Origin of the sequence: Nonomuraea diastatica (assembly GCF_004349015.1) — a bacterium.
GTDB classification, from domain to species: Bacteria; Actinomycetota; Actinomycetes; order Streptosporangiales; family Streptosporangiaceae; genus Nonomuraea; species Nonomuraea diastatica.
Genome location: NZ_SMKP01000077.1, coordinates 14340 through 37574, shown reverse-complemented (window position 1 = coordinate 37574; position 23235 = coordinate 14340). Strand labels below are relative to the sequence as shown.

Genomic DNA, 23235 nt, shown 5'->3' with positions numbered 1-23235 from the left:
CGTCACGATCGGTCGTCGGTCAGAAGTCCGAGGGTCTCGGGCGCTTCCCAGGCCGTCAGCTGCCGGTCAGGGTTGGTTTCCTGGTGCGCGAACTGGTTGATCAGGTCGGCGAGGCCTTGCCGGTCCTGCTCGGACAACTCCTGCAGCAGGACGGCCACCGGCTCGATCACCTGCATCGTGGCCGCAGGCGTGATGGCGTCGTCGTCGCTGAGATCCAGCCTGATGACGATCTCCGTGAGGGCTTTGGCGAGGGTTCGTTCGAGCGTGGTCATGATGGGGCTCCTGGCCGGTCGTAGGGAGGGGTGAGGTGCGTCTGGAACCATGGCCTGACGTGGTCTTGTAGATCACCGCAGGGTGGGCGAGCGTGGACAGATGTTCGTCACCCCGCAAAAATCCGATTGCTGGCTGGTGAACGCGCCAGCAAGATCGGGCCATGACTATGCATGAGTTGTCCGGATGCGTCATCGTGTCGGGGATGCCAGGGGCGGGGAAGTCGACGGTAACCGGGCTGGCCGCCCGGCTCCTGCCTCGGGCCGCTCGCCTTAAGGCCGACGACATAAACGAGATGATCCTCGGCGGCCGTGTCTGGGCCCTGGGCGAGCCTAAGGATGAGGCCGCCCGACAGGTGGAGCTATGCGACCGCAACCTGGCTGCGCTGGCAGCCAACTTCGTCGATTTCGGCTTCACCGTGCTGATGGATCAGCTTGTCGTGGACCGGGCGGAGCTGGATTTCCTGGTCGGCCTGCTGGCGCCGCGCCCGGTGCGGCTGGTCACCCTCGCGCCGGGGGTGGAGGTATGTCACAAACGCAACGCGACACGGGATCCGGAGGAGTCGTGGGAGTTCGACGGCTATCACCAGCTTGAGGCCGATCTGCGGCGGGAACTCGGTGACGTCGGCTGGTGGTTCGACACTTCCGCGCTCAGTCCCGAGGACACCGCCGAACGGCTCCTCCGGGAGGCGTCTCAGCTCCCGCCGCTGACATGACGGTGGAAGAGGGGTCGTCATGGCGCTCCTTGATGCGCTAAGAAGGCTTAACTCGTTGCCGGCTCGGTGAGCCGGGCTTCCAGGTCGGCGATCATCTGGGTGAGCAGACTGGTGTTGGGGTCTTGGGACCATCCGGCTGAAATTGAACGCTAAGCCTCTCGCCGCAGGTCCAGGGGGCGATGTGATGGTGTGGTTGCGCTGTTTGGTCTCGGTTTCGGTGTACTCACTGGTAGGTGATCGTTGATCTCCTATGGTCACGGTTTGTGTCGTTTGAGTACCTATCTGGTGAGCAGCAGGCTCGGTATCGGCGGTTCTTGGCCGATCCGTCGCCGGGGGACCTGGAGCGGTTCTTCTATCTGGATGCCGCGGCGTTGGCCGAGGTGGCGAAGAAGCGGCGCGATCACAACCGCCTGGGCTGGGCGGTGCAGTGGGGGACGGTGCGGATGCTGGGCATGTTCCTGGCCGACGCGGGAGATGTTCCGCACGTCGCTGTGGAGTTCGTGGCCGAGCAGCTGGGTGTGAGCGACCCCTCCTGTATCAAGCACTACCGGGAGCGGTTGCCGACCCAGCATGAGCACGCGCGTGAGACCGTGCTCTGCTGGGGTATCGGGAGTTCGCCGAGGCCGAGGCGGAGCTGCGTACGTTCATATCCTCGCGGGCGGCGCAGACTCGGGATTCGCGGCGGGAGCTGTTCGATCGGGCGGTGGTGTGGCTGATCGAGGGCCGGGTGCTGTTGCCGGGTATCACCACGCTGGCGCCGTTGGTCGCGAGCGTGCGGGCTGAAAGCCTGGTGGCGATCAACGACCATCTGGTGGAGCAGACGCCGCTGGGGATGCGGCGGGAGCTGCTGGACACCCTGGTCGTCCCGCACGGGAAAAAGGTCTCGCGCCTGGAGTGGATGCGGACCGCGGTGGTGAACGTGTCGGGGCTGGGGATGAAGGAGGCCTTGGGTCGGTCGGCGACGGTGTGGGCGTTCGGCGCGGGCGCGGTGGATGCGGGCGGGGTGGCGCCGGTGAAGATGGCGGAGCTTGCCGCCTACGGCATGCACGCCAAGGCCCCGAAGATCGAGCGGCTCAAGGGCAGCCGCCGGGTCGCGACGCTGCTGGCGACGATGCGGCACCTGGAAGGTGTGTCGGTCGACGACGCGTTGCTGCTGTTCGATCTGTTGATGGCGACCAAGCTGCTGGCGTGGGCCGCGATGAGGAGAAGGCGAAGCTGAAGTCGCTGCCCCGGCTGCGTAAGGCCGCGCTGCAGGCCGAGTCGGCGCTGCGGGCGGCGTTGGACACCCCGATGACCCAGCCGGACCAGTCCGAGCCGGCCGAGGACGAGTCTGAGTCTGAGCCGGTGCGGGTGACGACGGCGCCGGAGGTGATCGCGCGGATCGCGCAGGTGGTGCCGATCGAGCAGTTGGAGGCCGCCCTCGCGGTGATCAAGGAGTTTCTTCCGGCCGAGCAAGACGACGCTGATCTGGAGTGGCGGGCCGAGCTGACCAACAGGTTCGCCTCGGTGCGCGGGTTCGTGGAGCTGCTGGCCGAGACGATCCCGTGGGCCGGCACCGAGGCCGGTGCGCCGGTGATCGCGGCGTTGCGGGGCCTGCCCCGGGTGTTGGCCTACGGTAAGCACGCCAGTGCCGGGCACATCGCGGCGCACAAGGAGCTGGTGTCGGGGTCGTGGCGGCGCCTGGTATACGACAACCCCGACCTGAGCGGCAAGCAGATCGATCGGCACGCTTACACCTTCTGCGTGCTGGAGACGCTGTGGTCGGCGCTGCGCAGCAAGGACGTGTACGCGGTCGGCGCGGACAAGTCCGGAGATCCCCGAGCCAAACTCATCTCCGGTGCCCTATGGAGCGTGCACGCGCCTAGCATCTTGACCGCGCTCGGGCTGGAGGCAGACCCGGACGCTCACCTGCGTAAACTCGCGGTCGACTTGGATGAGGTGTACCGCGGCCTGGCCGACGGGCTGGAGGCCAACCCGGCGATCACGATCAAGGGCGGGAAGCTGAACCTGGCCAAGCTGGAGGCCGCGCCGCTGCCGGAGGCGTATGAGGCGGCGCACCAGGCGGTGAAGGCGATGCTGCCGCGCATCGACTACCCGGAGCTGCTCTTGGAGGTGCACGGTCATACGGGCATGTTCGACGCTTTCGAGCACATCTCCGGGTCGACGTCGCGGCGGGCTGATCTGGACATCAGCCTGGCCGCGCTGATGGTGGCTCGCTCCTGCAATGTCGGGTTGAAGCCGGTGGTCAAGCTCGGCGATCCCGCGCTGAGCCTGCATCGGCTGATCGGGGTGGAGAAGGGATACTTCCAGCACGAGGGCATGGGCGCGGCATCGGGCCGGTTGATCGCCAAGCAGGCCGACATCGATATCGCCCGCGAGGACTGGGGTGGCGGGCTGGTGGCCTCCGCTGACGGGCTGCGGTTCGTGGTGCCGGTCCGTTCCTTGTATGGGCGACCGAATCCGCACTACTTCGGCCAATCCAAGCGCTCCAGGGGCGCCACCGGGTTGGCGGTGGTGTCGGACCGGGTGATGGGCTTGGGTGGGTTGCTGGTGCCCGGCACGATGCGCGACTCGCTGTTCATCTTGGACGCTCTGCACCGCTTGGACGACAAGGAGCAGCCGGAGATCCTCACCACCGATACCGCGTCGTACTCCGACATTGTGTTCGGTCTGTTCGCGATTTGCGGCTATCAGTTCGCGCCCCGCATCGCCGACATCTCCGATGCCCAGCAGTGGTGGATCGACCCCGCTGACGTCGGCCTGGCCGACAGGCGCTCCTCACCGTCGGCAGGCGGATACGGCCGGTTGAACGAGCTGAACCTGCGGCGGGTGAACATCGCGGCGATCAAGCAGCATTGGCCGGACATGCTGCAGGTCGCCGGGTCGCTGGTCACCAACCAGGTGCGGGCCTACGTCTGATCCGGATGATGATGGCCGAGGGCCGCATCACCAGCCTGGGGCGAGCGTTCGCGCACTACGGGCGGATCTTCAAGTCGATGCACCTGCTGCATGTGGCCCACCTGGAGGACTACCGGCGGATGATGGGCGCCCAGCTGAATGTCGGCGAAGGCCGCAACGGGCTGGCCCGGGCGGTGTTCTTCGGCAACCTGGGCCAGCTGAAGCGCGGCTACGAGCACGGCATGGAAGACCAGCTCGGCGCTCTCGGCCTAGGGTTGAACGCGATCGTCTACTGGAACTCGCTCTACATCGACGCCGCGGTGAAGAAACTCGCGGCTGGCGGCATGAAGATCAGTCCGGAGATCAGGGCCCACCTGTCCCCGCTGCAGTGGGAGCACATCAACTTCGTGGGCTCCTACCCGTTCAACCGGCCCGAACTTTCCGGCCGGTTGCGTGACCTGCGTGACCCCGCCGATGCCGACGACGATCCGGAGCAATGACGAGGAGACAGATCCCCACACTCGTGTTCCGCCGAGCAGATCACGGCGCCCGTTCAGAGGCTGACTGAGGGTGAATCCTTCTTACTGTTCGCTCATGCGAGCAGGGCAAGGACACGTTCTGCTTGCTGTTGCAGGGCGCTGGCGGGGTTGCGGGAGGCGAAGGGTCCGCCGGGGCCGAGCATGAGGAACCAGGTAGGAAGCCGCCGTCCGGACGGCGGCCGGGCACGGCTGCAATGCCCCGGCCGGCTCCGTATCTGCGCCTACCGGGAGGCCCCTGCCCGTTCAGGCGGGTGGCCGCAGAAAGCGGTGACCGCTGAGGCTTCCGCGTCGACCAGGGCCTGGATCTGCGACGACAGGGGTTCGAACGCGTCCACCTGGACAACACGGCCGGCATCGCGGCGGGCCCACGTTCCGATGGCCAGGCCATTCGCGACAACTGTGGGACGGATGATGCCGCCGCCCGGCCAGACCCGGCCTTGGTGAGCGGCGGGAACGGACAACTCTCGGCCGCGGTAGCCGACGAGGTAGTTGTCGTAGGCAGGCAGCATCCGCACATCAAGGGTGCCGGGGCTGTCCCGAAGTTCCTCCATGCGCTCGGTCGGCACGCTCAGCGCGCCGTACTCGGTGATCGAGCCGGTTTGCGCCAGCGTCTTCCAGGCCCTGCGGGCCAGGGTGGCCGGCAGACCCGACCAGGTGGCGAAGTCGTCCACCCCTACGGGCGCATGGGCGCGAACGTAGCGGCGGGCGAGCTCGGCGACGGCCGTGTCCTCCTCCCGCCGGGAGTCCCCGGCGCCGGCCGGCAGCCAGTCGTCGAGCAGGACATACGTGGCCTTTTCGCCGCGCCGAGGACCGTGGCAGAGGACTCCGGTGAGTGCCGCGTGGCGGATCAGGTGGAACGGCGCCTGCCCGTCCGGCTGAACGCCGACAGTGGCCAGGTGCTCTGTCAGTTCGGGCCGGGTGAGCGGTCCGTGCGTGGCGAGGACGCGCCGGATGAGACGGTCGCATCGCTGGCGTAGGTCGTCGTCCAGGCCGAGCTGGTGGTAGCGGCGGCTGGTTGCGGCGAGGATGCGGGGAGCGAGCAGCCGCAGCACCCGGCGGGCATCCGAGCTGGCGATGGTGTGCAGGGTGCCCCGCATGAACCAGCCGCGCACGATGCTCCGCTCGTCCTCGTACGCCGCGCGGATGCCGGCGCCCGTGATGTCCCGCCCGCGCACCCGGATGCCCAGGTCGGCGGCCATGGCATCCTGGGCCTGGATGGCGAAGACCCGGCGGACGACCGCCGCGGCGGAGGCTTCCCGCACTCCGTCGGCCAGGGCCTGCGCGCGGGCCCGCAGCCCGCGGACGCTCTCGCGGTCAAGCATGGGCTTGTACATCAGTCTCGGTCAGGAGACGGCCGTGTGGAGGATGTCGGCGAGCTCGGCAGGTGCCGACAGCATTGGCCAGTGCCCGGTGGACAGGTCGAAGCGCCGCCACGGCGCGTGGTTGAGGAAGGCCAGCATCGGCACCCCGCTGTCCAGCAGGCCCTGGAAGTTGCGGCAGGCGACCAGGACACGGTCCACACCGGGGCCGGGCTCGACCGGACCGGCCAACCGCTGGGTGTAGGTGCCGAAGGGCTGAGGGGTGGCACGTGCGCTCAGCACGTCCCGCCGGTCCTCATCGAGGCCGTCGAGGCTGTTGGACAGGCCCAGGATCTCGAAAGGCGGCATCGGGAGCCGGCAGCCGTCGCCGTGGGCCGCGACCTGCTGGCTCAGCTGGTCCGCTGCCTCCGGCGGCATGAGGTCGAGCATGCACATGCCTGCGGCAAACGGGGCGCTGTCCACATAGACCACGCGCTCTAGCCGGTCGCCGAGTCGCCCGGCTGCCCCGGTGACGGGGGCGGCCGCGTAGCTGTGGGCGACCAGGGTGACGTCGCGCAGATCGTTCTTCTCGACGAAGTCGGTGATGTCCGCGATGTGCGTGTCCAGGTCCGTCTGGGGCCCGCCCTCCTTAGCGCGCTCGGCCAGGCCGGTCAGTGTCAGCGCCAGCGCCGTGTGGCCGTGCTCCTGCAGCGCGTCGGTGGTGTCTTGCCAGGCCCACGCGCCGAGCCAGGCGCCGGGAACGAGTACGAAGGTGGTCATGTGATCTCCCTGAAGTGAGGTGCTGCGGGGAGCGTAGTGTGGATACAGGACAGAATCAGCCCTGAAATGTCGAGTGATCCGTGTCACATCCCCTGACCCGTGTGCTAACCCTGCTGGAACTGCTCCAGTCGAACGCCGGGCTCACCGGGAGTGAGCTGGCCGACCGGCTGGACACCGATGTCCGTACGGTCCGCCGCTACGTTGCCCACCTGCGCGACCTGGGCATCCCCGTGGAGGCCGAGCGCGGTCGCTATGGCGGCTACCGGCTGGCCCGTGGCTACCGGATGCCGCCCCTGGTGCTCACCAATGACGAGGCCCTCGCCGTCGTCCTCGGACTCCTTGCGGCCGAACGGCTCGGGATGGGTACGACGGTGCTGGCCGGCGCGGGCGCCCGCGCCAAGATCGAGAGGGTGCTTCCGCAGGCCCTGCGGGAACCGCTCGCCGCCATGCGGGAGACTCTGTACTTCACCGCCAATGCTGTGAGCGCGCAGGCACCCGGGAGCGGTGTCCTGCTGGCCCTGGCCCAGGCCTCGCGTGCCAAGACGACCGTTGGCATCGCCTACCTGTCCTGGCGGCTGGACCAGACCGAGCGCGACATCGACCCCTATGGCGTGGTCTTCCATACCGGCCGCTGGTATCTCGTCGGCCACGACCACCTCCGCGACGACCTGCGGACCTTCCGTATCGACCGCATCGCCTCCATCACCCCCCGCCCACAGACCTTCGCCACCCCTGATGGCTTCGACCCGGTCGCCCACCTCACTGCGACCCTCGCCCAGGGGCCTTACCGCTGGCAGGTCGAGGTGACGATCCACGGCCCTCTCGACGAGATCGCCCGAAGGCTGCCGCACACGGCTGTCACGCTCACCGCTCAACCCGTCGGCGTGCTGATGCAGGCACGGGCGGAACGCCTTGACGGCATGGCACACCTGCTCGCCTCGCTCGAGTGGCCCTTCACCATCCACAGCCCAGACGAACTCCGCCAAGCCCTCAAGGACCTGGCGGGTCAACTCGCTGCCGCCGCCGAACGACAGCCGGGAACCCTGCTGCGGTAAATGCCGGATTTACCGCGGCAACCCCATGTTCGCCGTCATACTGACCTGGAGCACCTCCCTCGACAACTGGGAGTGAGGTGTACGCATTTACTGCGGCAGAGGCGGGGATCCAGATCATGAGCGCCAGCACCGCCGACGTGATCCCCCTCGGTTAAGACCGCCCCCAGATCTACGGCGAGGCAGTGGAGGCCTATCTGCGCTCGGCCGGGATCGGCGAGTCATCCCAGCGGATCTACCGCATCTCGTTGACCACCTGGGCCTGGCTCGCCTGCGGACAGCAACCGCCCCTCGGCAAGTACCGCCGCGGCGCCCAGGTGCCGACGGTCTGGTTCGCGGCTGCCGCCGATCCGGCGACCGCTGATCTCCTCGCCGCGGCTTTCGTCGAGCGAGCCCGCCTGGTGGACGCCGACACCGTCAACCGCGAGCTGTCGATCATGAAGGCCGCCATCGGCTGGTGGCGCGCTCGCGGCTGGCTCGCAGCCAACCCCATCGCCGGCATCGAACGACGGCCCGCTCCGCCCGACCGGACCAAGGCCCTGTCCCGCGACCAGCTCGCCGCCCTGTCCGACCTCAAGGCCGGCATCCGAGAGAAGACCCTCTGGAAGATGCTGTACGAGACATGCGCCCGGGCACAGGAGATCCTCACCCTCGACATCGCCGACCTCCTACCGGCCGACAAGCGCGCCCGGATCATCTCCAAAGGCGGCGCGACCGACTGGGTGCACTGGCAATCAGGCACCGCCCAGCTGCTGCCCCGCCTGCTCAAGGGCCGCACTCGAGGCCCGGTCTTCCTCACCGACCGCAAAGCGCCCGCCCGCACCCCGACCACCGACGTATGCAAGATCACTGGACGTGGACGGCTGTCCTACCGGCGCGCCGCCGAGCTGTTCGAGACGCTCACCCGGCCCCTGGCCCACCCCGGAATCATCGACGCAGCCGAACTCGAACTGCGCGGCGGCTGGACGCTGCACCAGCTCCGACACTCCGCGCTCACCCACGAAGCAGAGGACGGCACCAACACGCCCACCCTGCTCGCCCGATCCCGGCACGCCTCCGTCCGGTCCCTGGCACGCTACGCCCGCCCCGGCGTCGACGCCGTCGCCGACCACGTGGCCAGCCGTGACCCCGCCGCCCGCCGCCGATCCATCTGAGCGGCCAAGATCAACGCAGCTCCTCGGTGATCACCCACCCTCGGTTACGGCTCATCCGGGTGAGCTGCCGGCGCAGGTCAGCGATGCGATCCCGGGCGTCGGGCCCAGCAATCCCGATCGTGATGCGCTCGTCAGTGGCGTGGTAGCTGGTTCGCCGGTCACCCGCGGCCACGCGGCACGCCGCGTTGATGCTGGCGCGCAACCGGATGACCGTGCGGGGATCGTCTTTGCCGCCGAAACCCTCGATCGTCAGACAGGAGAACAGCGGCACGCGCTGGAGGCTGTCGCGGCGCTCCGTGGTGCGCTGCTCATCTTGATCAGCGCGCAGAGCGCTGAGGATCTTGTCGCGCTCGGTTGAGCTGATCGGCCTGCGGCCCAGCCAATCGGGCCAGCCATCCGGGCGGGTCGGCACCACGCGGACCGGCTCATACGGCGCCACCGGCGCGCTCGCCTTAGCGGGCTGGTCGGTGGAATCGGCGGCCGTGCTGTCACTCACCTGGCTCCTCGTGATGTATCCCGCCATGAGCGGCGATCTCTCCCCGAGAGTACTGGTGGAATCCACTCCACGATCTACGAACTGGACCGATTCGCGACACCATCAGTACAGCTGGCCGCCGGACATGCCAGCGGAGCTCTACATGGCCTTGAGCTGCGGCGGAAGGCTTAGCGTTCAATTCCAACCGGATGGTCCCAAGACCCCGTGTTCTCGCGCCGGACCGCCTGCGGGCCGACCACCTCGAGGCCGGCGACCTTGGTGATGCACTCGTCGGCGGCCTGGGCCATGGTGGCGAACTCCGTGCGGGCGATCGAATGGGGGTTGGCGGCCTCGAAGGTGGTGGCGCGGTGCATGTCCTTGACCGACGTCATCGCCGCGCGGGCGGCGGACATGGCGTCGCGGGCGCTGAACTCGTCGCCGTGGCCGGAGCGCATGTAGCGGATGGTCCAGACCCGGCGCCGGGCGGGGTCGCGCCGGGCGGGGTCGGCTGAGGGCTGGAACCGTTCCAGGCGGTCGCCCCGATTGGCCGCGATCACCCGGACGACCCGAACGGCCCGCCGCAGCCGGCAACCGTCAGGGATCTTGACGCCGGCGGCGATGTCGGCGTAGCTGACCTCGCGCCCGTGGTTGCAGCGCAGCCAGATCATCACGTCCGCGACGTCCTTCTCGGCCTGTGTGAAGCCCATCGCGTCGCGCTGTGAGGTGCGCCGGGAGGTCTGCCGGCCGCTCATAGCAGCCCGCCGTTCCCGTCCAGGAACGCCGCCAGCGCGGCATCGTCCAGGGCTGAGCCGGTGGCCATGTCACGGACGGCGGCGATGGCCGCCTCAGCGCTTATCTTGGCAGAGCTCGGCGATGGCCTCAGCGCGGTCGACGGTGTACTGGTTCCGCTGCTTGTGCAGCAGAACCAGCGCTCGTGAGGCGGCCATGCGGATCTCGGCGATGGCGTTGAAGATGTGCGCCGGTGGATGGGGTCGAAGTACAGCTGTTGGATGTCCAGCTCCGGAGCCCTTGGCATGGCGGAGTTGGGGACCGCGTTGTGCAGCATCTCGATCTTCTCGTATTGGGAGGTGCGGTACACGGTCTGGGTCGCCGTCATCACCGCGTCGACGGGCGTCGTTGTCCACGAGCAGGTCGGGGTCGAAACCATCGCTACAGGAGGATCCACACGTCCGCTGGGGACTGGCCATCCAGGACGTCGCTGGCCACATCCATGCGGCCCTGCGCAGGCAGATGGGCGAGCAGATCGGACGCTGAGAGGGGCCAGCGCGCGAAACGCCTAGGGTGCAGCTCTCTTTCAGTGAGTGTCTGAGCTGGGCGGTTGTGGTCTGGGCCGTTGGCCGGGTCCATCCGCTGGACAGGGGCCTGTTGCCCTCGGTGGACGAGTGCTGCGCATCAAGCGGCTGCGGTCCGTGAGGCATCCCTGGCAAGATCATCTGGTATGTATGGCTCTTACTACTGGACGCACCCGCGCTTTTCCGGCCAGCGGCTGACAGCTGCCTGCGAGGCCCTCCAAGCCGACATCGCAGAATCTTGGACGGGTCCGCTAGATCCGTTCCTCACCCTCCTGAGGAGCGGTGACCAAGCCGCGGTCGGAATCGCACTGGATGTGTATCAGCGGTCCGGCGCGCTCAGCCGGTTCGGGGGAGAACCGCTGTACGGGGAGCACCAGGCGGAGGTCCTGGAGGCCGCCCGCGAACTCCTTCGCCAGCCGCCCTCGTCCGCCGACATGAGCCCGCACAGCGGCGCGGGCGCGAACCATGCCAGCGCCCTGAACGCCATGATGAACATCGCCGAGGAACAGGACTGCGACCTGATCGCAGATGCCCTTGAAAAGAGCACGAACTCCGCGGTCGCCGAGGCGGCCGCCTCGGCAGCGCGTGCCGCCTTCTACCACACCGAAGGCCCTGTCCACTCTCGTCTCCTTGCCCTCGTCGTCGGCTACGTCGACGACATCGACCGTCCGCTCCACCTACGCGTCCAAATGCTCTCGGCCATCGGCTATAGCGACGCTCCAGAGGCGACCGAGCACCTGCTCCGTGCCCTCGACCGGCCCGAGTTGGAGATCCAGATTCAAGCCGCCCTTGGCTTGGCCTGGGGGGACCGCCTGGAAGCCCACCGTGAACTCCTGGAACGCGTCGTGGCCTCCTGGCCGGACGACGCCCCCTACATGGCCACAGAGGTAGGTCGGATCCTCGCGGGCGAAGACGATTGACGGGTTCAGGGCGGGTGCGGTCAGCCTTCAGGGGCCTGTGATCTGGGCGATTGAAGCAGTGACCGGTGCTCAACCGACGGCATCGGCCGTTAGAGTTGTCGCGTCCTGTCGGATTCGGGCCGCATCTTCGGGGAAGTAGCTATCCCAGTGTCTGGCCCTGTCCGGACATCATCACCACGATCGCCCGCCGCAGCTTGACTGGTTCCTTGGCGGTCCGGGTGATGTGCTGCAGCTTGTGGCCCTCCTCCATGGACAAGGGCCGGACGAACACATCCGGTCGGCGAGCCACCACCACCTCCCAAGAAGTTGCAGGGGCAGCCAGCCTGACGGGTTCACACCGTTCGAGATCAATTACCGGGTCAACGTTCAGAGACGAGCCACTAGGCCAGAAGCGCGAACCAAGGCCGCTGGCGGGCCAGGTGCGTGGGACGCGGTGCGCCGCGAAGGAGGCAAGCTCTCGCGCCGCACCTTTGCGTTTCACGCAGGCGCGCTTGTGAAGGCCAGAAGGTCGAGAAGACAGCTAGAAGTCGCCCAGGTTGCGGCTGAAGCGGCGGTCCGGGTCGTAGGCCTGCTTGACCGCTGTCAGTCGCTCGCGTACGTCGGCCGGGTAGACGGCCGCGATGTCCTCGGCTGAGGGGGCGCTGAGGAAGTTCACGTAGGCGCCGCTGGTGTGGGGCTGCAGCGAGCGCCACATGGCCTCGTAGGCGGGCAGCCGTGGCGTGTGGTCGTCGGGGGTGCCGAGGAGCACCGCTAGGATCATGACCTCGCTGTCCCGGTGGGTGAAGGCTGTGTCATCGCCGCGTGCCATCGTTCCACCGATTGCCCGGACCTCGCGGAACATCATCGGGACATCCGCAGAGGTGAACGCGTCGATGAGCTCGTCTGAGAAGGTGCGAGCGAACCGGTTGCGCACCAGTGGCTGCCAGCCAGATGTCAGCTCGGCGCCCTCAAGAACCTGCGAATAGGGCAGCGTGGACACCTCCTTGGACGTGACCTCGCCCAGCCTGGTCAGCGGCTCGATCGCCGTCTGGTCCTCGCCGGTGCAGCAGGCCAGGATCATGATCGACGGCGGCATGTCAGGACCGAAGGCCGGGTACAGCTGGGCAGTCGAGGTGAGGTCCTCGCCCGCCTCGCGCATGGCGTCCCGCCAGGCCTTGAGTACGGCCGCGGGGTCGTTGGCCGCGTAACCAATCCTGGCGAAGGTCACAACACTTTCCTGTCGGGCCTGTACCAGGAAAGAGGTGATGATGCCGAAATGTCCGCCTCCGCCCCTGATTGCCCAGAACAGCTCGGTGTTCTCCGTGGCACTGGCCCACATGATCTCACCCGATGCGGTGACGATCTCGGCGGCGGCCAGGTGATCGAGGGCCAAGCCGTACTTGCGAACCAGCCACCCAATCCCGCCCCCGACCATCAGGCCGCCCACGCCTACGGAGTCTGTGTCGCCCGAGGAGATCACCAGGCCGTGTGGTTCAAGCGTCCTGGCCACATCGCCCCAGTGTGCGCCCGGGCCGAGCTTCACCAGGCCGTCGTCAAGGACCTCGATGTCATTGAGGTGTGCCAGGTCGATCACGACGCCGCCGTCGTTGGTGCCGTAGCCGACGGTGCTGTGCCCGCCGCTGCGCACCGACAGTTCCAGGCCTTCCTGTACGGCTAGCGCCACCGCGGCGGCCACTCCTTTGGCGTCGCGGGGACGCAGCACGTACGCGGGTGAGCCCTGCGTTGCGAAGGTGCGGCTGAGTCGTTCGTAGGATTCGTCACCGGGACGGACGATCTCGGTTGTCATGTCACTCTGCTCTTTTCGTCGACGTTCTCACTGACAGGTCGAAGCCGCTGGCGCCCGCTCTACACGGCTGACCGAACTTTTCGATCGCGTGCGATGCGGTGATCGGCCAAAGAGGGGTGCCGTTACCAACGTGGCGCCAGCGGCCGAATAGGCCCCGAGCTGCGGAATCAGCTTCCCGCTTCCAGCTCGGCTCGCGCCGTTGGCTGTTCGATGCCAACGCGGCCCGTCGCGAGTTCGGGAACGTACTTGCAGGTCCTGGCGCGGCTGAACGTGGACTCGATCAACTTGCGCATAGGTGTTCTCTTCAGGCGATGGGGGTACGGCCGGCGCACGGCGCGCCGGCCGTACCCCCATGTGTTAAGAAGTGGCGTTCATGCTGAACACGTTCCACAGGTGGCCGTCCAGGTCGCGGAAACCGCGGCTGTACATGACGCCTGGTTCTTCGTGCTCGCCTGCTGCCTCACCGCCCGCCGCCGCGGCGGCGTCGGCGATCTCGTTGACGCAGGCCCGGGATTCGACCTGTACGGCGAGCTCGACCTCGGCGTGTGTCGCGGTATCGGCGACCTCGCGCCTGCTGGCCTGGCGGAAGAACGCCTCGGTGACCAGAAACACGCGAATGTTCTCCCCGATCAGCACGCTGACGACGTCGCCTCCGGTGAACTCCTCATCGGGAGCGAAGCCGATCTTGGTGAAGAACTCTCCGGACGCTTTCGGATCCTGGACGGGAAGGTTGATGAAGATCGCGGAACTCATTTGATTCGACTCCTTGGCTTGCGGTGTGATCACCGTTGACAGTGTCTGGGTAGCCGGCGCCTGGCCGGACTGCTGGTCGCCGCCGTTGGACCTGACAGATCATCACCAGGTTCTGGGTCGCGGTCGGCAGCGTTGACTCCTTGATGAGTACCGGGGGCCGCCGAGCTGTAGTGCCCGGCATCGAGCTGCGCGAGGCGGCCGCGGCAAAGGCCTCCGCAGAGGCCCGGGACCTTCGACGGGCCCTGGGCGGGGCTACACCCGACACGGGCTGAATTCTGTCCCGTTCGTGGCGCAGGCTGCCGTAACCAGGGGCTCGCCTGGAAACGACGAAGCCGGTGCGGCCATCCAAAGCCTGGCTCGACCCCATCAGCCCGCTGCAGAACACCTCCTTGAGGAGTTTGTCCAGCACCTTGGGGAACGCCGCCAGGTCGGGTGCCGCGTCCCCGTAGGTAATCGAGGCGGTCAGGGTCTTCTTGCCGTCGGGCGTGGTGACGGACCTACCCTGCCGCCAGCACGTTCTGTTCCTTGCCATCGGCTCCGACTTCGAAGGTGCCGATGGCGGGCTTTCCGGCGTACTGGTAGGTGTGGGCGATGACGCCGTTTCCGGTGGACTTGACGTCGGTCAGCCGCCAGGCGGCCGGGCTGGTCCCGGTCTCGAACAGGCGCTGTCCTTTGCCCACGATGACCGGGTAGGTGAGGAGTCGCAGCTCGTCGACCAGTTCGCTGCGCAGCAGCGATTCGATCAGCCGGCCGCTGCCGTGCACCTGGAGTTCGCGGCCGGGCCGGCTCTTGAGTTCGGTCACCGCCGTGGCCAGGTCGCCCTCGAGCAGATGCGAGTTCTGCCAGGTGAGCGTTCGGGGCGAGCGGGAGGCGACGTACTTGGGCAGGACGTTGATCTTTCCCTCTTCCGGGTCGGTGACGTCGGGCCAGTAGGCGGCCATGATGTCGTAGGTTCGGCGTCCCAGCAGGAGCGCGTCGGCGCCGGCGAACCAGCCGCCGACGATGGCGCCCATGTCCTCGTCGGCGTAGGGGACCAGCCAGCCGCCGAGGTCGAAGTCATTGGAACGGTCCTCCTCCGGGCCGCCTGGACTCTGCATGACGCCGTCCAGGGACACGAAGGTGGTGACGGTGAGCTTCACTGATGATCTCCTTGTTGGTCTTGGGCGGGTAGGTGGCGACATGCAACCACACCTCCATCGGCACGTGTCGTGCCGATCGAGACCTCATCCTGCAGGTGAACCTCGCCATTGTCAACGGCACGCCATGTGCCGATAAGATCGCTGCATGACCGATACCCCTGCCACGCCGCGGCGCCGAGGCGCTGCACGCACCGAAGAGCTGCTGCGAGTAACCCTCGATCTGGCCGCGGAAGTCGGTTACGCGGGCTTGAGCATCGAGGCGGTCGCCCGGCGGGCCGGGGTCGGAAAGCACACGATCTACCGGCGCTGGCCATCCATGGCCGCGCTGCTGCTGGACGCGCTCAGCCTCGTGTGGGCCAGCAACCTGGACTACCGCGACACCGGGGACGTCCACGCGGATCTGCGCGAACAGTTCCTACGCTCAAGCCATGCCCTCGCCAGCCCGCCGATCGGCCCCATCTACCGTGCGGTCATCGCCGAGGCGCAGGCCGATCCCACGCTGCGCGCGACCCTGCACGAACGCTTCCTGATCACCGTGGAACAGAGCACCCTCGACCGGATCACCCGCGCCCAGCACACCGGTGAACTCGTCGCGGAGGCGAACCTGGAATTCGCCGCCGAGGTGCTGTGCGGCACCCTGTACTACCGCCACCTGCTGTCAACCCGCCCCATCGACGAGAACGCGATCGACGGACTTCTGGACATGTTCATGGCCGCGTACGGAACATCAACTAGAACTCGAGTGCTGTGCCCTCCACCCGGGCCGCAGCGACCGGACGCAATGTAGCCGCCGCGAGCTCGGGGTGGGCTCGTAGGCGATCCGGGCCTGGGCGAGGACTGCACCTTCCGCCGCACCCGCTTCGCGGAGCGAACCTTCTTCGGCAACGTGCGGTTTGAGCGGTGCGTGTTCGACCGATCTCGGCTGCGGGAGCAGACGGCCACCTTCGAGGCCGAGTTCGTCGACTGCGTCTTTCTCGGCCACGTACGGAGCATGAACTTCTGGGGCCGCCCAGCCGACCGCGACCAGGCCGTACTCGGCAGAGATCACAATGACTTCACCGGCAACGACTTCACCGCCGCCGAGCTCGATGACGTCTCCTTCCGCCACATCGACCTGCGAGCCCAGCGCTTCCCCGGCCTGCCCGGTTATGCGCTACTCGACCGGATCATCGAACGGGCAAGGGCGGTGCTGCCGCTGGTCGACAGCTGGCCGGATGAGCGGCACCGCAAGGAGGCCCGCTCCGCGCTGGAGTTCCTCGCCGACACGGCCCGCGAATGGGACGACGACCAGGCCCTGGTGAGCCCGGCGCGGATGGGCCGCAAGCTGCCGCCCGCCCTTCGGGAAGAGCTGTTCGCCGCGTTCAGACGCACGACCAGCGATACATCCCCTGATTGAGCCGCCTCGCATCGCGGGCCAGGTCCCGCAGGGCGGCAATGCGTTCGACCTCGTACTCCTCGAGCAGTTCGTCATCGGCATATTCGCGCAACCGCGCATCGTCCACATCGGCGAGCGCGGCGACGGTCTCCGGCGCTATCCGCTCCACGCCCGCCGCCTCGCCGTCGTCCACGACCACCTCGCTGTCGCCGAACTCGCTGAGGTCATGCCCGCTAATCTCAGCGACCAGCGTGTCGAGCTCGTCAATCCAGCCCTTGCAGTCGACATACGGCAGGTTCATGGCTTCTGGCCCGCCGAGCAAAGCCTGCCGGGCCAACTGCTCGGAGTCCGCGGTGAAGTAGTCGACCAAAACACCCATGGCCGATCACCTTATCGATCAAGCCCTCATCAGCACAGAGGCCATCCCAGACCTGCTCGAGCCACGCGGAGCGGACAGCTGCTTGACAGTGTCCATATAAACAGCGACGTGGTCTTCGGACTCGTGCATCTGCTGGGCATGCAATACCGACCGGCGTTGGCCGACCTTCCGGACCAGAAGGGCTGGCGGATCCAGGACGCCGACTACGGGCCGCTGGCGCGCTTCGCCGGCGGCAAGATCGACCTGGCCAAGGTCCAACGGCACTGGGACGACATCCTGCGGGTGGTGGTGTCCATCTACACCGGCCAGATCCGCGCCTATGACGTGATGAGGATGCTGCAGCGCGACGGCAACCCCACCCCCCTCGGGGAGGCGATCGCCGCCTACGGCCGCATTTTCAAGACGCTGCACATCCTCACCTACGCGGTCGAGGAGCCGTATCGGCGCGACATCAAGGGCATCCGCAACCTGCAAGAATCCCGCCACGCCCTGGCCGGGAAGATCTTCCACGGCCGCAAAGGCGAGGTCTACCAGCGCTACTACAAAAGCATGGAGGACCAGCTTGGCGCGCTGGGCCTGGTGCTCAACTGCGTCACGCTGTGGAACACCTTCTACGTTGACCAGGCCCTGGCCCGTCTGCAGGCTGCGGGCTACCCGCTGGCTGAGGAGGATGTCGCCCGTTTGTCGCCGTTCGGCCGCCAGCACATCAATGTGATCGGCACCTACACCTTCGCGCTGCCGGACCTCGGTCCCACGGGCGTGCGGGAACTGCGCGACCCGGACGAACCCGACTGGGATGACTGACGCCAGCGTTGATGGCCGCTCGGAATTCCTCTGTCGCTGCCGGGCTGCGGGCGGCAGTGCACCAGCAGGTGCTGCGCGGCTGCGCATGTACCGAGCGGCGCCGCGGGTGGCCGGGCTTACCCGCGCGGCCACTCGCCTCGGTGGGGGTGCGCTGGACAGGACGGCTGGGGTCTGTCGAGCGGAGCCGGCGGAAGGCCGTTCTCATTGAGATGCTCGTCACCTGCTGAACGCTGGCTGAGCTGAGCCATGGAAGACGGGACGGCCCCACCCAGCCGGATGTGCACCGTACGGTGATCGATGGCGTCCGCAATCCGTCCGGTGTCGCTCACGCGATCAGGAGGGTGGCCAGCGCCGGGCCGAAGGCGCCGCCGAACTGGTAGCACAGGGTGAACAGGGCGACTGCGGTGGCCCGGTGCCCGGGTGGCACGGCTTTGCCGGCGCGGGCGGCGTACCAGGCCATCGCCGCCGTGGCGGCGAACGCTGCGAACGCGTTGGCCGCCACGATGGCCACCGGCCAGGGCGCGGTCAGGGGCAGGGCGACGGCCACGGCGCCGGTGGCCAGGAGGATCGTCCGAGTGACAGTGGGGCCGTACCGTGGGGTCCAACGGGTGAACAGCAGCGAGGCAATGGAGCCGGTGGCCAGCATGATGAGCGTCATCAGCCCGATCCGTTCGGCCGGCCAGTGGCGTTCCAGCATCCGGGGCACGGTGTAGAGCAGGGCGAAGTAGGAAGTGGACAACGCGCACGCGGCCACTGAGGCGGTCACGAACGCCTGGGCGCCCACGACGGCCCGCGGAACGAACCCGGCGATGTTCCTGCGGACATGCACGGTCAGGAGCAGGCCTGCGATGGCCGCCGCGGCGAGTGCCGCCAGGCCCAGGCGCGGGACCAGGACGAACGCGCTGATCAGCGTCATCACCAGCAGGATGCCGACGATGTCGGTGGATGTGGCGGTGTCCCGATCGAAGTGGTGTGCGGCGACGTGCCGCAGGATGGCGGGAACGGCCAGGAGCGCGGGCAGAGATAGCAGCAGCGGCGTCCGCCAGGAGATCGCCGATAGGGTCGAGCCGGCCAGCGGGCCGAACGCACCGACCAGGCCGACCCCGGCAGTGATGACAGCGGTCCGGGAGGTCGTCCCGGCCAGGGTGATGGCGATGGTCACCAGGCCACCCCCGCCGGCGGCTTGGGCGGCGCGTCCGGCGAGCAGCATCGGCAGCGCCGGCGCAAGTGCCACCAGGAGCGTGCCGATAAGCACCAGGGCGGCGTTGGCGAGCATGGCGGCGCGGACACCGCGGGTGCGCATCCTGGCTGACCTGGTGCCAGACCAAGAAGCACTGGGCCGCCCCGTCGGTCCCAGCTGAGGCCGAACGCCGCAAGGAGAGCGCCGACGAGACCCGCGCGGTCGCCAAGACCACCATCCACCGGCTGCTGTCGCGCAGCGACTCCCACTGCGTGAGCGAGCGCTGTGGCGGATGCTCTACGAAACGGCGGCCAGAGCGGCGGAAATCCTGGCACTGAACGTCGAGGACCTCGACCTGGAGCGCCACCGCGCCCCCGTCCGCTCCAAGGGCGGCGCCACCGAGTGGGTCTACTGGGACAGCGGCACCGCTCACCTCCTGCCTCGCCTGATCCGCCTCCCCGACGGCACCTCACGCACCCACGGGCCGCTGTTCCTATCCGAACGCCGCCCGATCCCGGCCCGGCGACCGACCGCCGCCGACATCTGCCCGCACACCGGCCGCGCCCGCTTGGGCTACGACCGCGCCCGCATCCTGCTGGACAAGTACGCCGGCCTCGACCTGCACCAGCTGCGCCACAGCGCCGCCACCCACCTCGGCGAAGCCGAAGTGCCGCTGCAGCTCATCATGGGCAAGACCCGGCACAAGAACCCCCGCACCGCCATGCGCTACGTCCAACCCGGCGCCGAAGCCATCGCCAAGGTCACCGAGGTCCTGGCGCCTCACCGTCGTACTCACTGATCAATCATTTGCCCGGGCCGACATGGCCATGAGCGGCAGCGTGGGCAGGTTCGTGTCAACGCGCGCTGCCGCTCAGGACAGCTTGTCGCCTCTCGTGCCGCCTGACCTGCCCTGGCTTTATTAATGCCAGGTCGAAGCCATATCCGCCCGGATGGACGGGATTACCAGGTGGAAGGCGTCGGCCGGGTCGCCGTCATGGGCGCGCGGATCGCTCAGCGGGCCGATCACATCCAGGAACTCCACGACGGTGGTCGGCCAGCCGTGCGTGAGCAGCAGCGGCGTGGCGTCCGGCTCGGGCGAGCGCACGTGCAGGAAGTGCACGTTCTGCCCGTCGATGCCCGTGGTGAACTGCGGGTACGAGTTGAGCTTCGCCTCCCACGCGCGCCAGTCGTAGCCGTCGCGCCACCGCTGCACCAGACTCTGCACGTAGTGCAGCGGCACGCCGTAGTCGTTGCCGGCGCCGGGCAGTTCGTCGGTCCAGCGGACCCGGGCCAGGCGCTCGGCCAGGTCGTCCAGGTCGGCCTGCGGGATATCGATACGGAAATCACGGATCTCGGCCGTGTCGATCTCGGTCATGGCGTCGACCCTGCCGGACCATTAGGACGATACCGCTCCTAATGGTCCGGCATGCTTGACGAATGCTGGACACCTCGGCCCGCCTCCTGCGGCTGCTCTCTCTCCTGCAAACCCCGCGCGAGTGGACCGGCGCCGAGCTCGCCGAGCGCCTCGGGGTGAGCGGGCGGACCGTGCGTACCGACGTGGAGCGCCTGCGCACCCTCGGCTACCCGGTGCTGGCCACCCGCGGTTCTGCCGGCGGCTACCGGCTCGGCGCCGGTGCCGTGCTGCCGCCGTTGCTGCTCGACGACGAGGAGGCGGTCGCTGTCACCGTCGGCCTGCGGACCGCGACCGGTGGCGCCATCGCGGGGATCGAGGAGGCGTCGTTGCGGGCGCTGGCAAAGCTGGAGCAGGTGCTGCCGTCCCGGTTGCGGCGTCGGGTCAACACCCTGCAGGCCTACACGGTGCCGGTGCCCCGCGACGACGCCGGCCCCAGCATCGACCCAACGGTCCTGACCGCCTTGAGCGCGGTCTGCCGCGACCGGGAACGGCTCCGCTTCGACTACCACGACCACGCCGGCGCGGCCACCGTGCGCGCCGTCGAGCCGTACCGGCTCGTCATCTGGGGCCGCCGCTGGTACCTGCTGGCATGGGACGTCGAGCGGAGCGACTGGCGTACCTTCCGCGTCGACCGGATACGACGCCGCACCCCGACCGGCCCCCGCTTCACACCGCGCGACCTGCCCGACGACGTCGCCGCGTACGTGTCACGCCGGGTGTCCGCCGCCGCCTGGCGCTACCAGGCGCAGGTCACCGTGCACGCGCCGGCCGAGGTCATCGCCGATCGCATCGGCCCGGCCGCCGGCACGGTCGAACGCCTCGACGAACGCACCTGCGTCCTGCACACCGGCGCGGACACCGTCGAGACCCTCGCCGTCCATCTGGGCCTGCTCGGCGCAGACTTCGACGTCACCGGGCCGCCGGAACTTCTCACGCACCTGCACCGTCTCGCCCACCGATACATCCGCACGATCACCTCGTCTGCACCAGGTGATCGGACCGGGTGAGCGCCCGCCGCCGCATGACCACAACACCGCCGGCTCCCCGCCGGGCTCCGGAAGCCATCGAGCAACCGGCCACGAGTTGGCGGGGGCGGCTGGCCGCCGGAGCAGGCAAGAGCCGCCTGCCGCCGAATGGCGGGGCAGCCCCGTCCGGTCACGCAGCTGGTCACAGTCCTCACGGGGAGGACCGCGACCAGCAATGACGCGGCTGACCTAGCCGAGGTGCTCGCTGGAGAACTCCACCGTCTGCTTGAAGATGCTCAGGCCGTGGTCCATTCCGGCGCCCATCGGGACGGCGAGGTCGTCCGGTCGCACGTCGTGGATCCAGACGAACCGGCTGCCGCCGTCACCATGCGGGACGACCTGCATCGAGGCGTTGTCGTGTTCCGGCTGCATGGTGCCGCCGATGACCGAGAAGACGAGCCGGCGCGGCTCATCGTCGAGCGCGATGAGCCGCTCCCGCAGCACCATTCCGTCAGCGAACGTGACGACCCTGACGTCCGGTTCGTCTTCGTCGAGCCGGCTGTCGGTGACGAAGCCCGGCGCCATCCGGACGGGCCCGTCGGTGAAGTCACTGATGATCGCCCACACGGCCGTGGGGTCGGCATCGATGATGATCTCTTTGTACACGGAGGCCATATCTGTCTCTTCTGTAGTGGTGGGAACTGGTGTCGCGCGGTGGCGGGTGCGTCTATGCGGCGACGACGCAGAACTGGTTACCCTCGGGGTCGGCCAGCACGACCCAGCCGTCGAAGCGCCCGCACTTCACTCGCGCCAAGGGCCCGAATCCGGCCGACCTCGCCTGCCAGGTCATCAGTGGACAGGTCCAGGTGCAGCCGGTTCTTGCCCTCCCGGCCCTCGGGCACGGCCTGCAGGGACAGGCCCACGCCCCTCTTGTTCGCGTCCTCCAGGTAGGTGGCGCCTTCGTCCGAGGACGCGACCTGGTATCCGGTGACCGCCTGCCAGAAGGCGGTGCTGCCGGCCAGGTCGTTCGTGTCGATGCAGATGTTGCCGATGCTGATGCTCACCAGCGACCCCTTCTGATCTAACTGACGTACCAATTACGTCGGTTAAGTAACCTACCATCGGCCATAGCCGGGTAGGCTTCGAGGCGTGATGGATGAGCGTGCTGCCGAGCGCGTGCCGGACAACCTCGCAACCGGGACGGCGCCGATGCCGCTGCGCGTGATCGAGGAGTTCATCAACACCCGCCGCCGGGACGGCGACGAGATCGCAACCCCGCAACAGCTGGCGACGTGGTTGCACGCCCGCGGTCTCATGCCGGCCGACACGGTGGTGAACGACGAGCAGCGCGACCGTGCCGAACGGATCCGTGAGGGACTACGCGCGCTGATCGCCGAGAACAACACCGAGCCGGTTTCCAGCCCGCGCCCGGACGGCCTCAACCCCGCCGCTCGCGCCGAACTCGCCGATCTCACCCGCGACTTCCCGCTGATGCTCGACGTGACCGTTTCCCCGCCCCGGTTGGTCGCCCGCGCCCGGGTGCCGGTGGAGGCGGCGCTGGCCAGGCTGCTCGCCGTCGTGGCCGAGGCCGTGGCGGAAGGCACATGGACGCGGCTGAAGGCCTGCCGGGAGCCGAGCTGCCGATGGGCCTACTATGACCACTCCCGCAATCGGCGCCGGACCTGGTGCTCCATGGACATCTGCGGCAACCGCGCCAAAGCCCGCGCCTCTCACCACCGCAAGTCCACCGCGCCCTTGACCGCGGGCCAACCGACAAACCGATAACCCCGCGCCGTTGGCCCGCCGGCCTCGCCCCGTCCGGGCAGATGCGGGGCTTTTGCCCCTCTTCGAGGGACTCAGATCACGGGGTCAGCCCCAGCTGGCGCAGTTGGACGGGCCGAAGCGGTCGCCATCCGCTGGTGTCGAGCTTGGCCAGTTCCGCCTCGACGTCCACGTTGATGACGCCGAAGAAGTTGATGTTGTCGCTGTGGCCGGGCGAGATGTGCGACAGGATCTCGTCGCTCAC

29 protein-coding genes and 1 pseudogene are annotated in these 23235 nt (G+C 68.1%); 14 read left to right on the top strand and 16 right to left on the bottom strand.

Annotated features, from left to right (window positions below):
• Positions 1 to 2 precede the first annotated feature (2 nt).
• Positions 3 to 272 (bottom strand): hypothetical protein, encoded by a 270-nt coding sequence (locus E1294_RS25875; protein ID WP_132512429.1) that lies wholly within the window; start codon positions 270 to 272, stop codon positions 3 to 5.
• 161 nt (positions 273 to 433) lie between these two features.
• Between E1294_RS25875 and E1294_RS25870 the strand changes: the two genes are divergently transcribed.
• The 5 genes from E1294_RS25870 to E1294_RS57320 all read left to right on the top strand — a co-directional run bounded on the left by E1294_RS25870 (position 434) and on the right by E1294_RS57320 (position 4383).
• Positions 434 to 985, top strand: coding sequence for an AAA family ATPase (locus E1294_RS25870; protein ID WP_132512427.1), 552 nt, complete (start codon positions 434 to 436; stop codon positions 983 to 985).
• Between the two features lie 233 nt (positions 986 to 1218).
• Positions 1219 to 1701: a DUF4158 domain-containing protein gene (locus E1294_RS57335; protein WP_132512425.1), complete on the top strand. Its 483-nt coding sequence runs from the start codon at positions 1219 to 1221 to the stop codon at positions 1699 to 1701.
• Positions 1584 to 2204, top strand: a complete 621-nt coding sequence (locus E1294_RS57330; RefSeq protein WP_342775077.1) for a DUF4158 domain-containing protein — start codon at positions 1584 to 1586, stop codon at positions 2202 to 2204. Before E1294_RS57335 ends, E1294_RS57330 begins: the two co-directional genes overlap by 118 nt.
• Positions 2174 to 3904: a Tn3 family transposase gene (locus E1294_RS57325; RefSeq protein ID WP_132512421.1), complete on the top strand. Its 1731-nt coding sequence runs from the start codon at positions 2174 to 2176 to the stop codon at positions 3902 to 3904. Before E1294_RS57330 ends, E1294_RS57325 begins: the two co-directional genes overlap by 31 nt.
• Positions 3905 to 3909: 5 nt before the next feature.
• On the top strand, positions 3910 to 4383 hold the full coding sequence (locus E1294_RS57320; RefSeq protein ID WP_132512419.1) for a Tn3 family transposase: 474 nt from the start codon (positions 3910 to 3912) through the stop codon (positions 4381 to 4383).
• A 260-nt stretch (positions 4384 to 4643) separates the two neighbouring features.
• Here the strand turns inward: E1294_RS57320 and E1294_RS25845 are convergent, their stop codons facing one another.
• Complete coding sequence (locus E1294_RS25845; protein ID WP_132512417.1) at positions 4644 to 5744, bottom strand: winged helix DNA-binding domain-containing protein; 1101 nt, start codon at positions 5742 to 5744, stop codon at positions 4644 to 4646.
• Positions 5745 to 5765: 21 nt separating this feature from the next.
• Positions 5766 to 6500, bottom strand: coding sequence for an alpha/beta fold hydrolase (locus E1294_RS25840; RefSeq protein ID WP_132512415.1), 735 nt, complete (start codon positions 6498 to 6500; stop codon positions 5766 to 5768).
• Positions 6501 to 6601: 101 nt separating this feature from the next.
• On the opposite strand from E1294_RS25840, the gene E1294_RS25835 reads away from it, so the two are divergent.
• Both E1294_RS25835 and E1294_RS25830 read left to right on the top strand, forming a co-directional pair.
• Positions 6602 to 7555: a helix-turn-helix transcriptional regulator gene (locus E1294_RS25835; protein ID WP_246083280.1), complete on the top strand. Its 954-nt coding sequence runs from the start codon at positions 6602 to 6604 to the stop codon at positions 7553 to 7555.
• 182 nt (positions 7556 to 7737) lie between these two features.
• A complete protein-coding gene (locus E1294_RS25830) occupies positions 7738 to 8706 on the top strand; it encodes a tyrosine-type recombinase/integrase (protein WP_220447937.1) in 969 nt (322 codons plus the stop codon).
• Positions 8707 to 8716: 10 nt separating this feature from the next.
• Here the strand turns inward: E1294_RS25830 and E1294_RS25825 are convergent, their stop codons facing one another.
• From E1294_RS25825 to E1294_RS25815, 3 genes are all read right to left on the bottom strand, one after another.
• Positions 8717 to 9202 (bottom strand): hypothetical protein, encoded by a 486-nt coding sequence (locus tag E1294_RS25825; protein WP_132512411.1) that lies wholly within the window; start codon positions 9200 to 9202, stop codon positions 8717 to 8719.
• Positions 9203 to 9369: 167 nt separating this feature from the next.
• Complete coding sequence (locus E1294_RS25820; RefSeq protein WP_132512409.1) at positions 9370 to 9933, bottom strand: hypothetical protein; 564 nt, start codon at positions 9931 to 9933, stop codon at positions 9370 to 9372.
• Positions 9930 to 10349 (bottom strand): hypothetical protein, encoded by a 420-nt coding sequence (locus tag E1294_RS25815; RefSeq protein ID WP_132512407.1) that lies wholly within the window; start codon positions 10347 to 10349, stop codon positions 9930 to 9932. The genes E1294_RS25820 and E1294_RS25815 overlap by 4 nt, the downstream gene beginning before the upstream one ends.
• A gap of 291 nt (positions 10350 to 10640) precedes the next feature.
• Between E1294_RS25815 and E1294_RS25810 the strand changes: the two genes are divergently transcribed.
• Positions 10641 to 11414, top strand: a complete 774-nt coding sequence (locus E1294_RS25810; RefSeq protein ID WP_132512405.1) for a hypothetical protein — start codon at positions 10641 to 10643, stop codon at positions 11412 to 11414.
• A 520-nt stretch (positions 11415 to 11934) separates the two neighbouring features.
• Here E1294_RS25810 and E1294_RS25795 read toward each other — a convergent pair.
• The 4 genes from E1294_RS25795 to E1294_RS25780 form a co-directional block, all read right to left on the bottom strand.
• A complete protein-coding gene (locus E1294_RS25795; RefSeq protein ID WP_132512403.1) occupies positions 11935 to 13200 on the bottom strand; it encodes an FAD-binding oxidoreductase in 1266 nt (421 codons plus the stop codon).
• A gap of 167 nt (positions 13201 to 13367) precedes the next feature.
• On the bottom strand, positions 13368 to 13493 hold the full coding sequence (locus E1294_RS57315; RefSeq protein WP_281284506.1) for a hypothetical protein: 126 nt from the start codon (positions 13491 to 13493) through the stop codon (positions 13368 to 13370).
• Positions 13494 to 13557: 64 nt separating this feature from the next.
• Positions 13558 to 13953, bottom strand: coding sequence for a VOC family protein (locus tag E1294_RS25790; protein ID WP_132512401.1), 396 nt, complete (start codon positions 13951 to 13953; stop codon positions 13558 to 13560).
• Between the two features lie 497 nt (positions 13954 to 14450).
• On the bottom strand, positions 14451 to 15092 hold the full coding sequence (locus tag E1294_RS25780) for a dihydrofolate reductase family protein (protein WP_165977476.1): 642 nt from the start codon (positions 15090 to 15092) through the stop codon (positions 14451 to 14453).
• 145 nt (positions 15093 to 15237) lie between these two features.
• Between E1294_RS25780 and E1294_RS25775 the strand changes: the two genes are divergently transcribed.
• Both E1294_RS25775 and E1294_RS25770 read left to right on the top strand, forming a co-directional pair.
• Positions 15238 to 15879, top strand: coding sequence for a TetR/AcrR family transcriptional regulator (locus E1294_RS25775; RefSeq protein ID WP_132512397.1), 642 nt, complete (start codon positions 15238 to 15240; stop codon positions 15877 to 15879).
• 117 nt (positions 15880 to 15996) lie between these two features.
• Positions 15997 to 16488, top strand: coding sequence for an acyl-CoA synthetase family protein (locus tag E1294_RS25770; RefSeq protein WP_132512395.1), 492 nt, complete (start codon positions 15997 to 15999; stop codon positions 16486 to 16488).
• Here the strand turns inward: E1294_RS25770 and E1294_RS52915 are convergent.
• Positions 16454 to 16846 (bottom strand): hypothetical protein, encoded by a 393-nt coding sequence (locus E1294_RS52915; protein ID WP_165977475.1) that lies wholly within the window; start codon positions 16844 to 16846, stop codon positions 16454 to 16456. The genes E1294_RS25770 and E1294_RS52915 overlap by 35 nt on opposite strands.
• Before the next feature lie 108 nt (positions 16847 to 16954).
• On the opposite strand from E1294_RS52915, the gene E1294_RS25760 reads away from it, so the two are divergent.
• On the top strand, positions 16955 to 17650 hold the full coding sequence (locus E1294_RS25760; protein WP_165977474.1) for a Tn3 family transposase: 696 nt from the start codon (positions 16955 to 16957) through the stop codon (positions 17648 to 17650).
• A gap of 325 nt (positions 17651 to 17975) precedes the next feature.
• Here the strand turns inward: E1294_RS25760 and E1294_RS25755 are convergent, their stop codons facing one another.
• Positions 17976 to 18953, bottom strand: coding sequence for an MFS transporter (locus E1294_RS25755; protein ID WP_132512389.1), 978 nt, complete (start codon positions 18951 to 18953; stop codon positions 17976 to 17978).
• Between the two features lie 169 nt (positions 18954 to 19122).
• Between E1294_RS25755 and E1294_RS25750 the strand changes: the two genes are divergently transcribed.
• On the top strand, positions 19123 to 19629 hold the full coding sequence (locus E1294_RS25750; RefSeq protein ID WP_246083279.1) for a tyrosine-type recombinase/integrase: 507 nt from the start codon (positions 19123 to 19125) through the stop codon (positions 19627 to 19629).
• Positions 19630 to 19779: 150 nt separating this feature from the next.
• Here the strand turns inward: E1294_RS25750 and E1294_RS25745 are convergent.
• A pseudogene (locus tag E1294_RS25745) lies at positions 19780 to 20205 on the bottom strand (epoxide hydrolase N-terminal domain-containing protein); the annotation flags it as partial.
• 62 nt (positions 20206 to 20267) lie between these two features.
• On the opposite strand from E1294_RS25745, the gene E1294_RS25735 reads away from it, so the two are divergent.
• Positions 20268 to 21251, top strand: coding sequence for a helix-turn-helix transcriptional regulator (locus E1294_RS25735; protein ID WP_165977473.1), 984 nt, complete (start codon positions 20268 to 20270; stop codon positions 21249 to 21251).
• 207 nt (positions 21252 to 21458) lie between these two features.
• Here E1294_RS25735 and E1294_RS25730 read toward each other — a convergent pair whose 3' ends face one another.
• Positions 21459 to 21884: an SRPBCC family protein gene (locus E1294_RS25730; RefSeq protein ID WP_132512383.1), complete on the bottom strand. Its 426-nt coding sequence runs from the start codon at positions 21882 to 21884 to the stop codon at positions 21459 to 21461.
• Between the two features lie 77 nt (positions 21885 to 21961).
• Positions 21962 to 22273, bottom strand: a complete 312-nt coding sequence (locus E1294_RS25725) for a VOC family protein (RefSeq protein ID WP_246083278.1) — start codon at positions 22271 to 22273, stop codon at positions 21962 to 21964.
• An 88-nt stretch (positions 22274 to 22361) separates the two neighbouring features.
• Here E1294_RS25725 and E1294_RS25720 point away from each other — a divergent pair, with 88 nt between their 5' ends.
• Complete coding sequence (locus tag E1294_RS25720; RefSeq protein ID WP_246083277.1) at positions 22362 to 22994, top strand: CGNR zinc finger domain-containing protein; 633 nt, start codon at positions 22362 to 22364, stop codon at positions 22992 to 22994.
• A 76-nt stretch (positions 22995 to 23070) separates the two neighbouring features.
• Here the strand turns inward: E1294_RS25720 and E1294_RS52910 are convergent, their stop codons facing one another.
• A complete protein-coding gene (locus tag E1294_RS52910; RefSeq protein WP_165977472.1) occupies positions 23071 to 23235 on the bottom strand; it encodes a transposase in 165 nt (54 codons plus the stop codon).

Excerpts from the sequence above, each read along its gene's own strand:
- E1294_RS25870 (WP_132512427.1), top strand. The coding sequence starts at position 434 with ATGACTATGCATGAGTTGTCCGGATGCGTCATCGTGTCGGGGATGCCA.
- E1294_RS25840 (WP_132512415.1), bottom strand. The coding sequence starts at position 6,500 with ATGACCACCTTCGTACTCGTTCCCGGCGCCTGGCTCGGCGCGTGGGCC.
- E1294_RS25735 (WP_165977473.1), top strand. The coding sequence starts at position 20,268 with ATGCTGGACACCTCGGCCCGCCTCCTGCGGCTGCTCTCTCTCCTGCAA.
- E1294_RS25775 (WP_132512397.1), top strand. The coding sequence starts at position 15,238 with ATGACCGATACCCCTGCCACGCCGCGGCGCCGAGGCGCTGCACGCACC.
- E1294_RS25795 (WP_132512403.1), bottom strand. The coding sequence starts at position 13,200 with ATGACAACCGAGATCGTCCGTCCCGGTGACGAATCCTACGAACGACTC.
- E1294_RS25815 (WP_132512407.1), bottom strand. The coding sequence starts at position 10,349 with ATGGTTTCGACCCCGACCTGCTCGTGGACAACGACGCCCGTCGACGCG.
- E1294_RS52915 (WP_165977475.1), bottom strand. The coding sequence starts at position 16,846 with ATGGGTGTTTTGGTCGACTACTTCACCGCGGACTCCGAGCAGTTGGCC.
- E1294_RS25875 (WP_132512429.1), bottom strand. The coding sequence starts at position 272 with ATGACCACGCTCGAACGAACCCTCGCCAAAGCCCTCACGGAGATCGTC.
- E1294_RS57315 (WP_281284506.1), bottom strand. The coding sequence starts at position 13,493 with ATGCGCAAGTTGATCGAGTCCACGTTCAGCCGCGCCAGGACCTGCAAG.
- E1294_RS25810 (WP_132512405.1), top strand. The coding sequence starts at position 10,641 with ATGTATGGCTCTTACTACTGGACGCACCCGCGCTTTTCCGGCCAGCGG.
- E1294_RS25730 (WP_132512383.1), bottom strand. The coding sequence starts at position 21,884 with ATGGCCTCCGTGTACAAAGAGATCATCATCGATGCCGACCCCACGGCC.
- E1294_RS25845 (WP_132512417.1), bottom strand. The coding sequence starts at position 5,744 with ATGCTTGACCGCGAGAGCGTCCGCGGGCTGCGGGCCCGCGCGCAGGCC.
- E1294_RS57320 (WP_132512419.1), top strand. The coding sequence starts at position 3,910 with ATGATGATGGCCGAGGGCCGCATCACCAGCCTGGGGCGAGCGTTCGCG.
- E1294_RS25750 (WP_246083279.1), top strand. The coding sequence starts at position 19,123 with ATGCTCTACGAAACGGCGGCCAGAGCGGCGGAAATCCTGGCACTGAAC.
- E1294_RS25755 (WP_132512389.1), bottom strand. The coding sequence starts at position 18,953 with ATGCGCACCCGCGGTGTCCGCGCCGCCATGCTCGCCAACGCCGCCCTG.
- E1294_RS25820 (WP_132512409.1), bottom strand. The coding sequence starts at position 9,933 with ATGAGCGGCCGGCAGACCTCCCGGCGCACCTCACAGCGCGACGCGATG.
- E1294_RS25790 (WP_132512401.1), bottom strand. The coding sequence starts at position 13,953 with ATGAGTTCCGCGATCTTCATCAACCTTCCCGTCCAGGATCCGAAAGCG.
- E1294_RS25720 (WP_246083277.1), top strand. The coding sequence starts at position 22,362 with ATGGATGAGCGTGCTGCCGAGCGCGTGCCGGACAACCTCGCAACCGGG.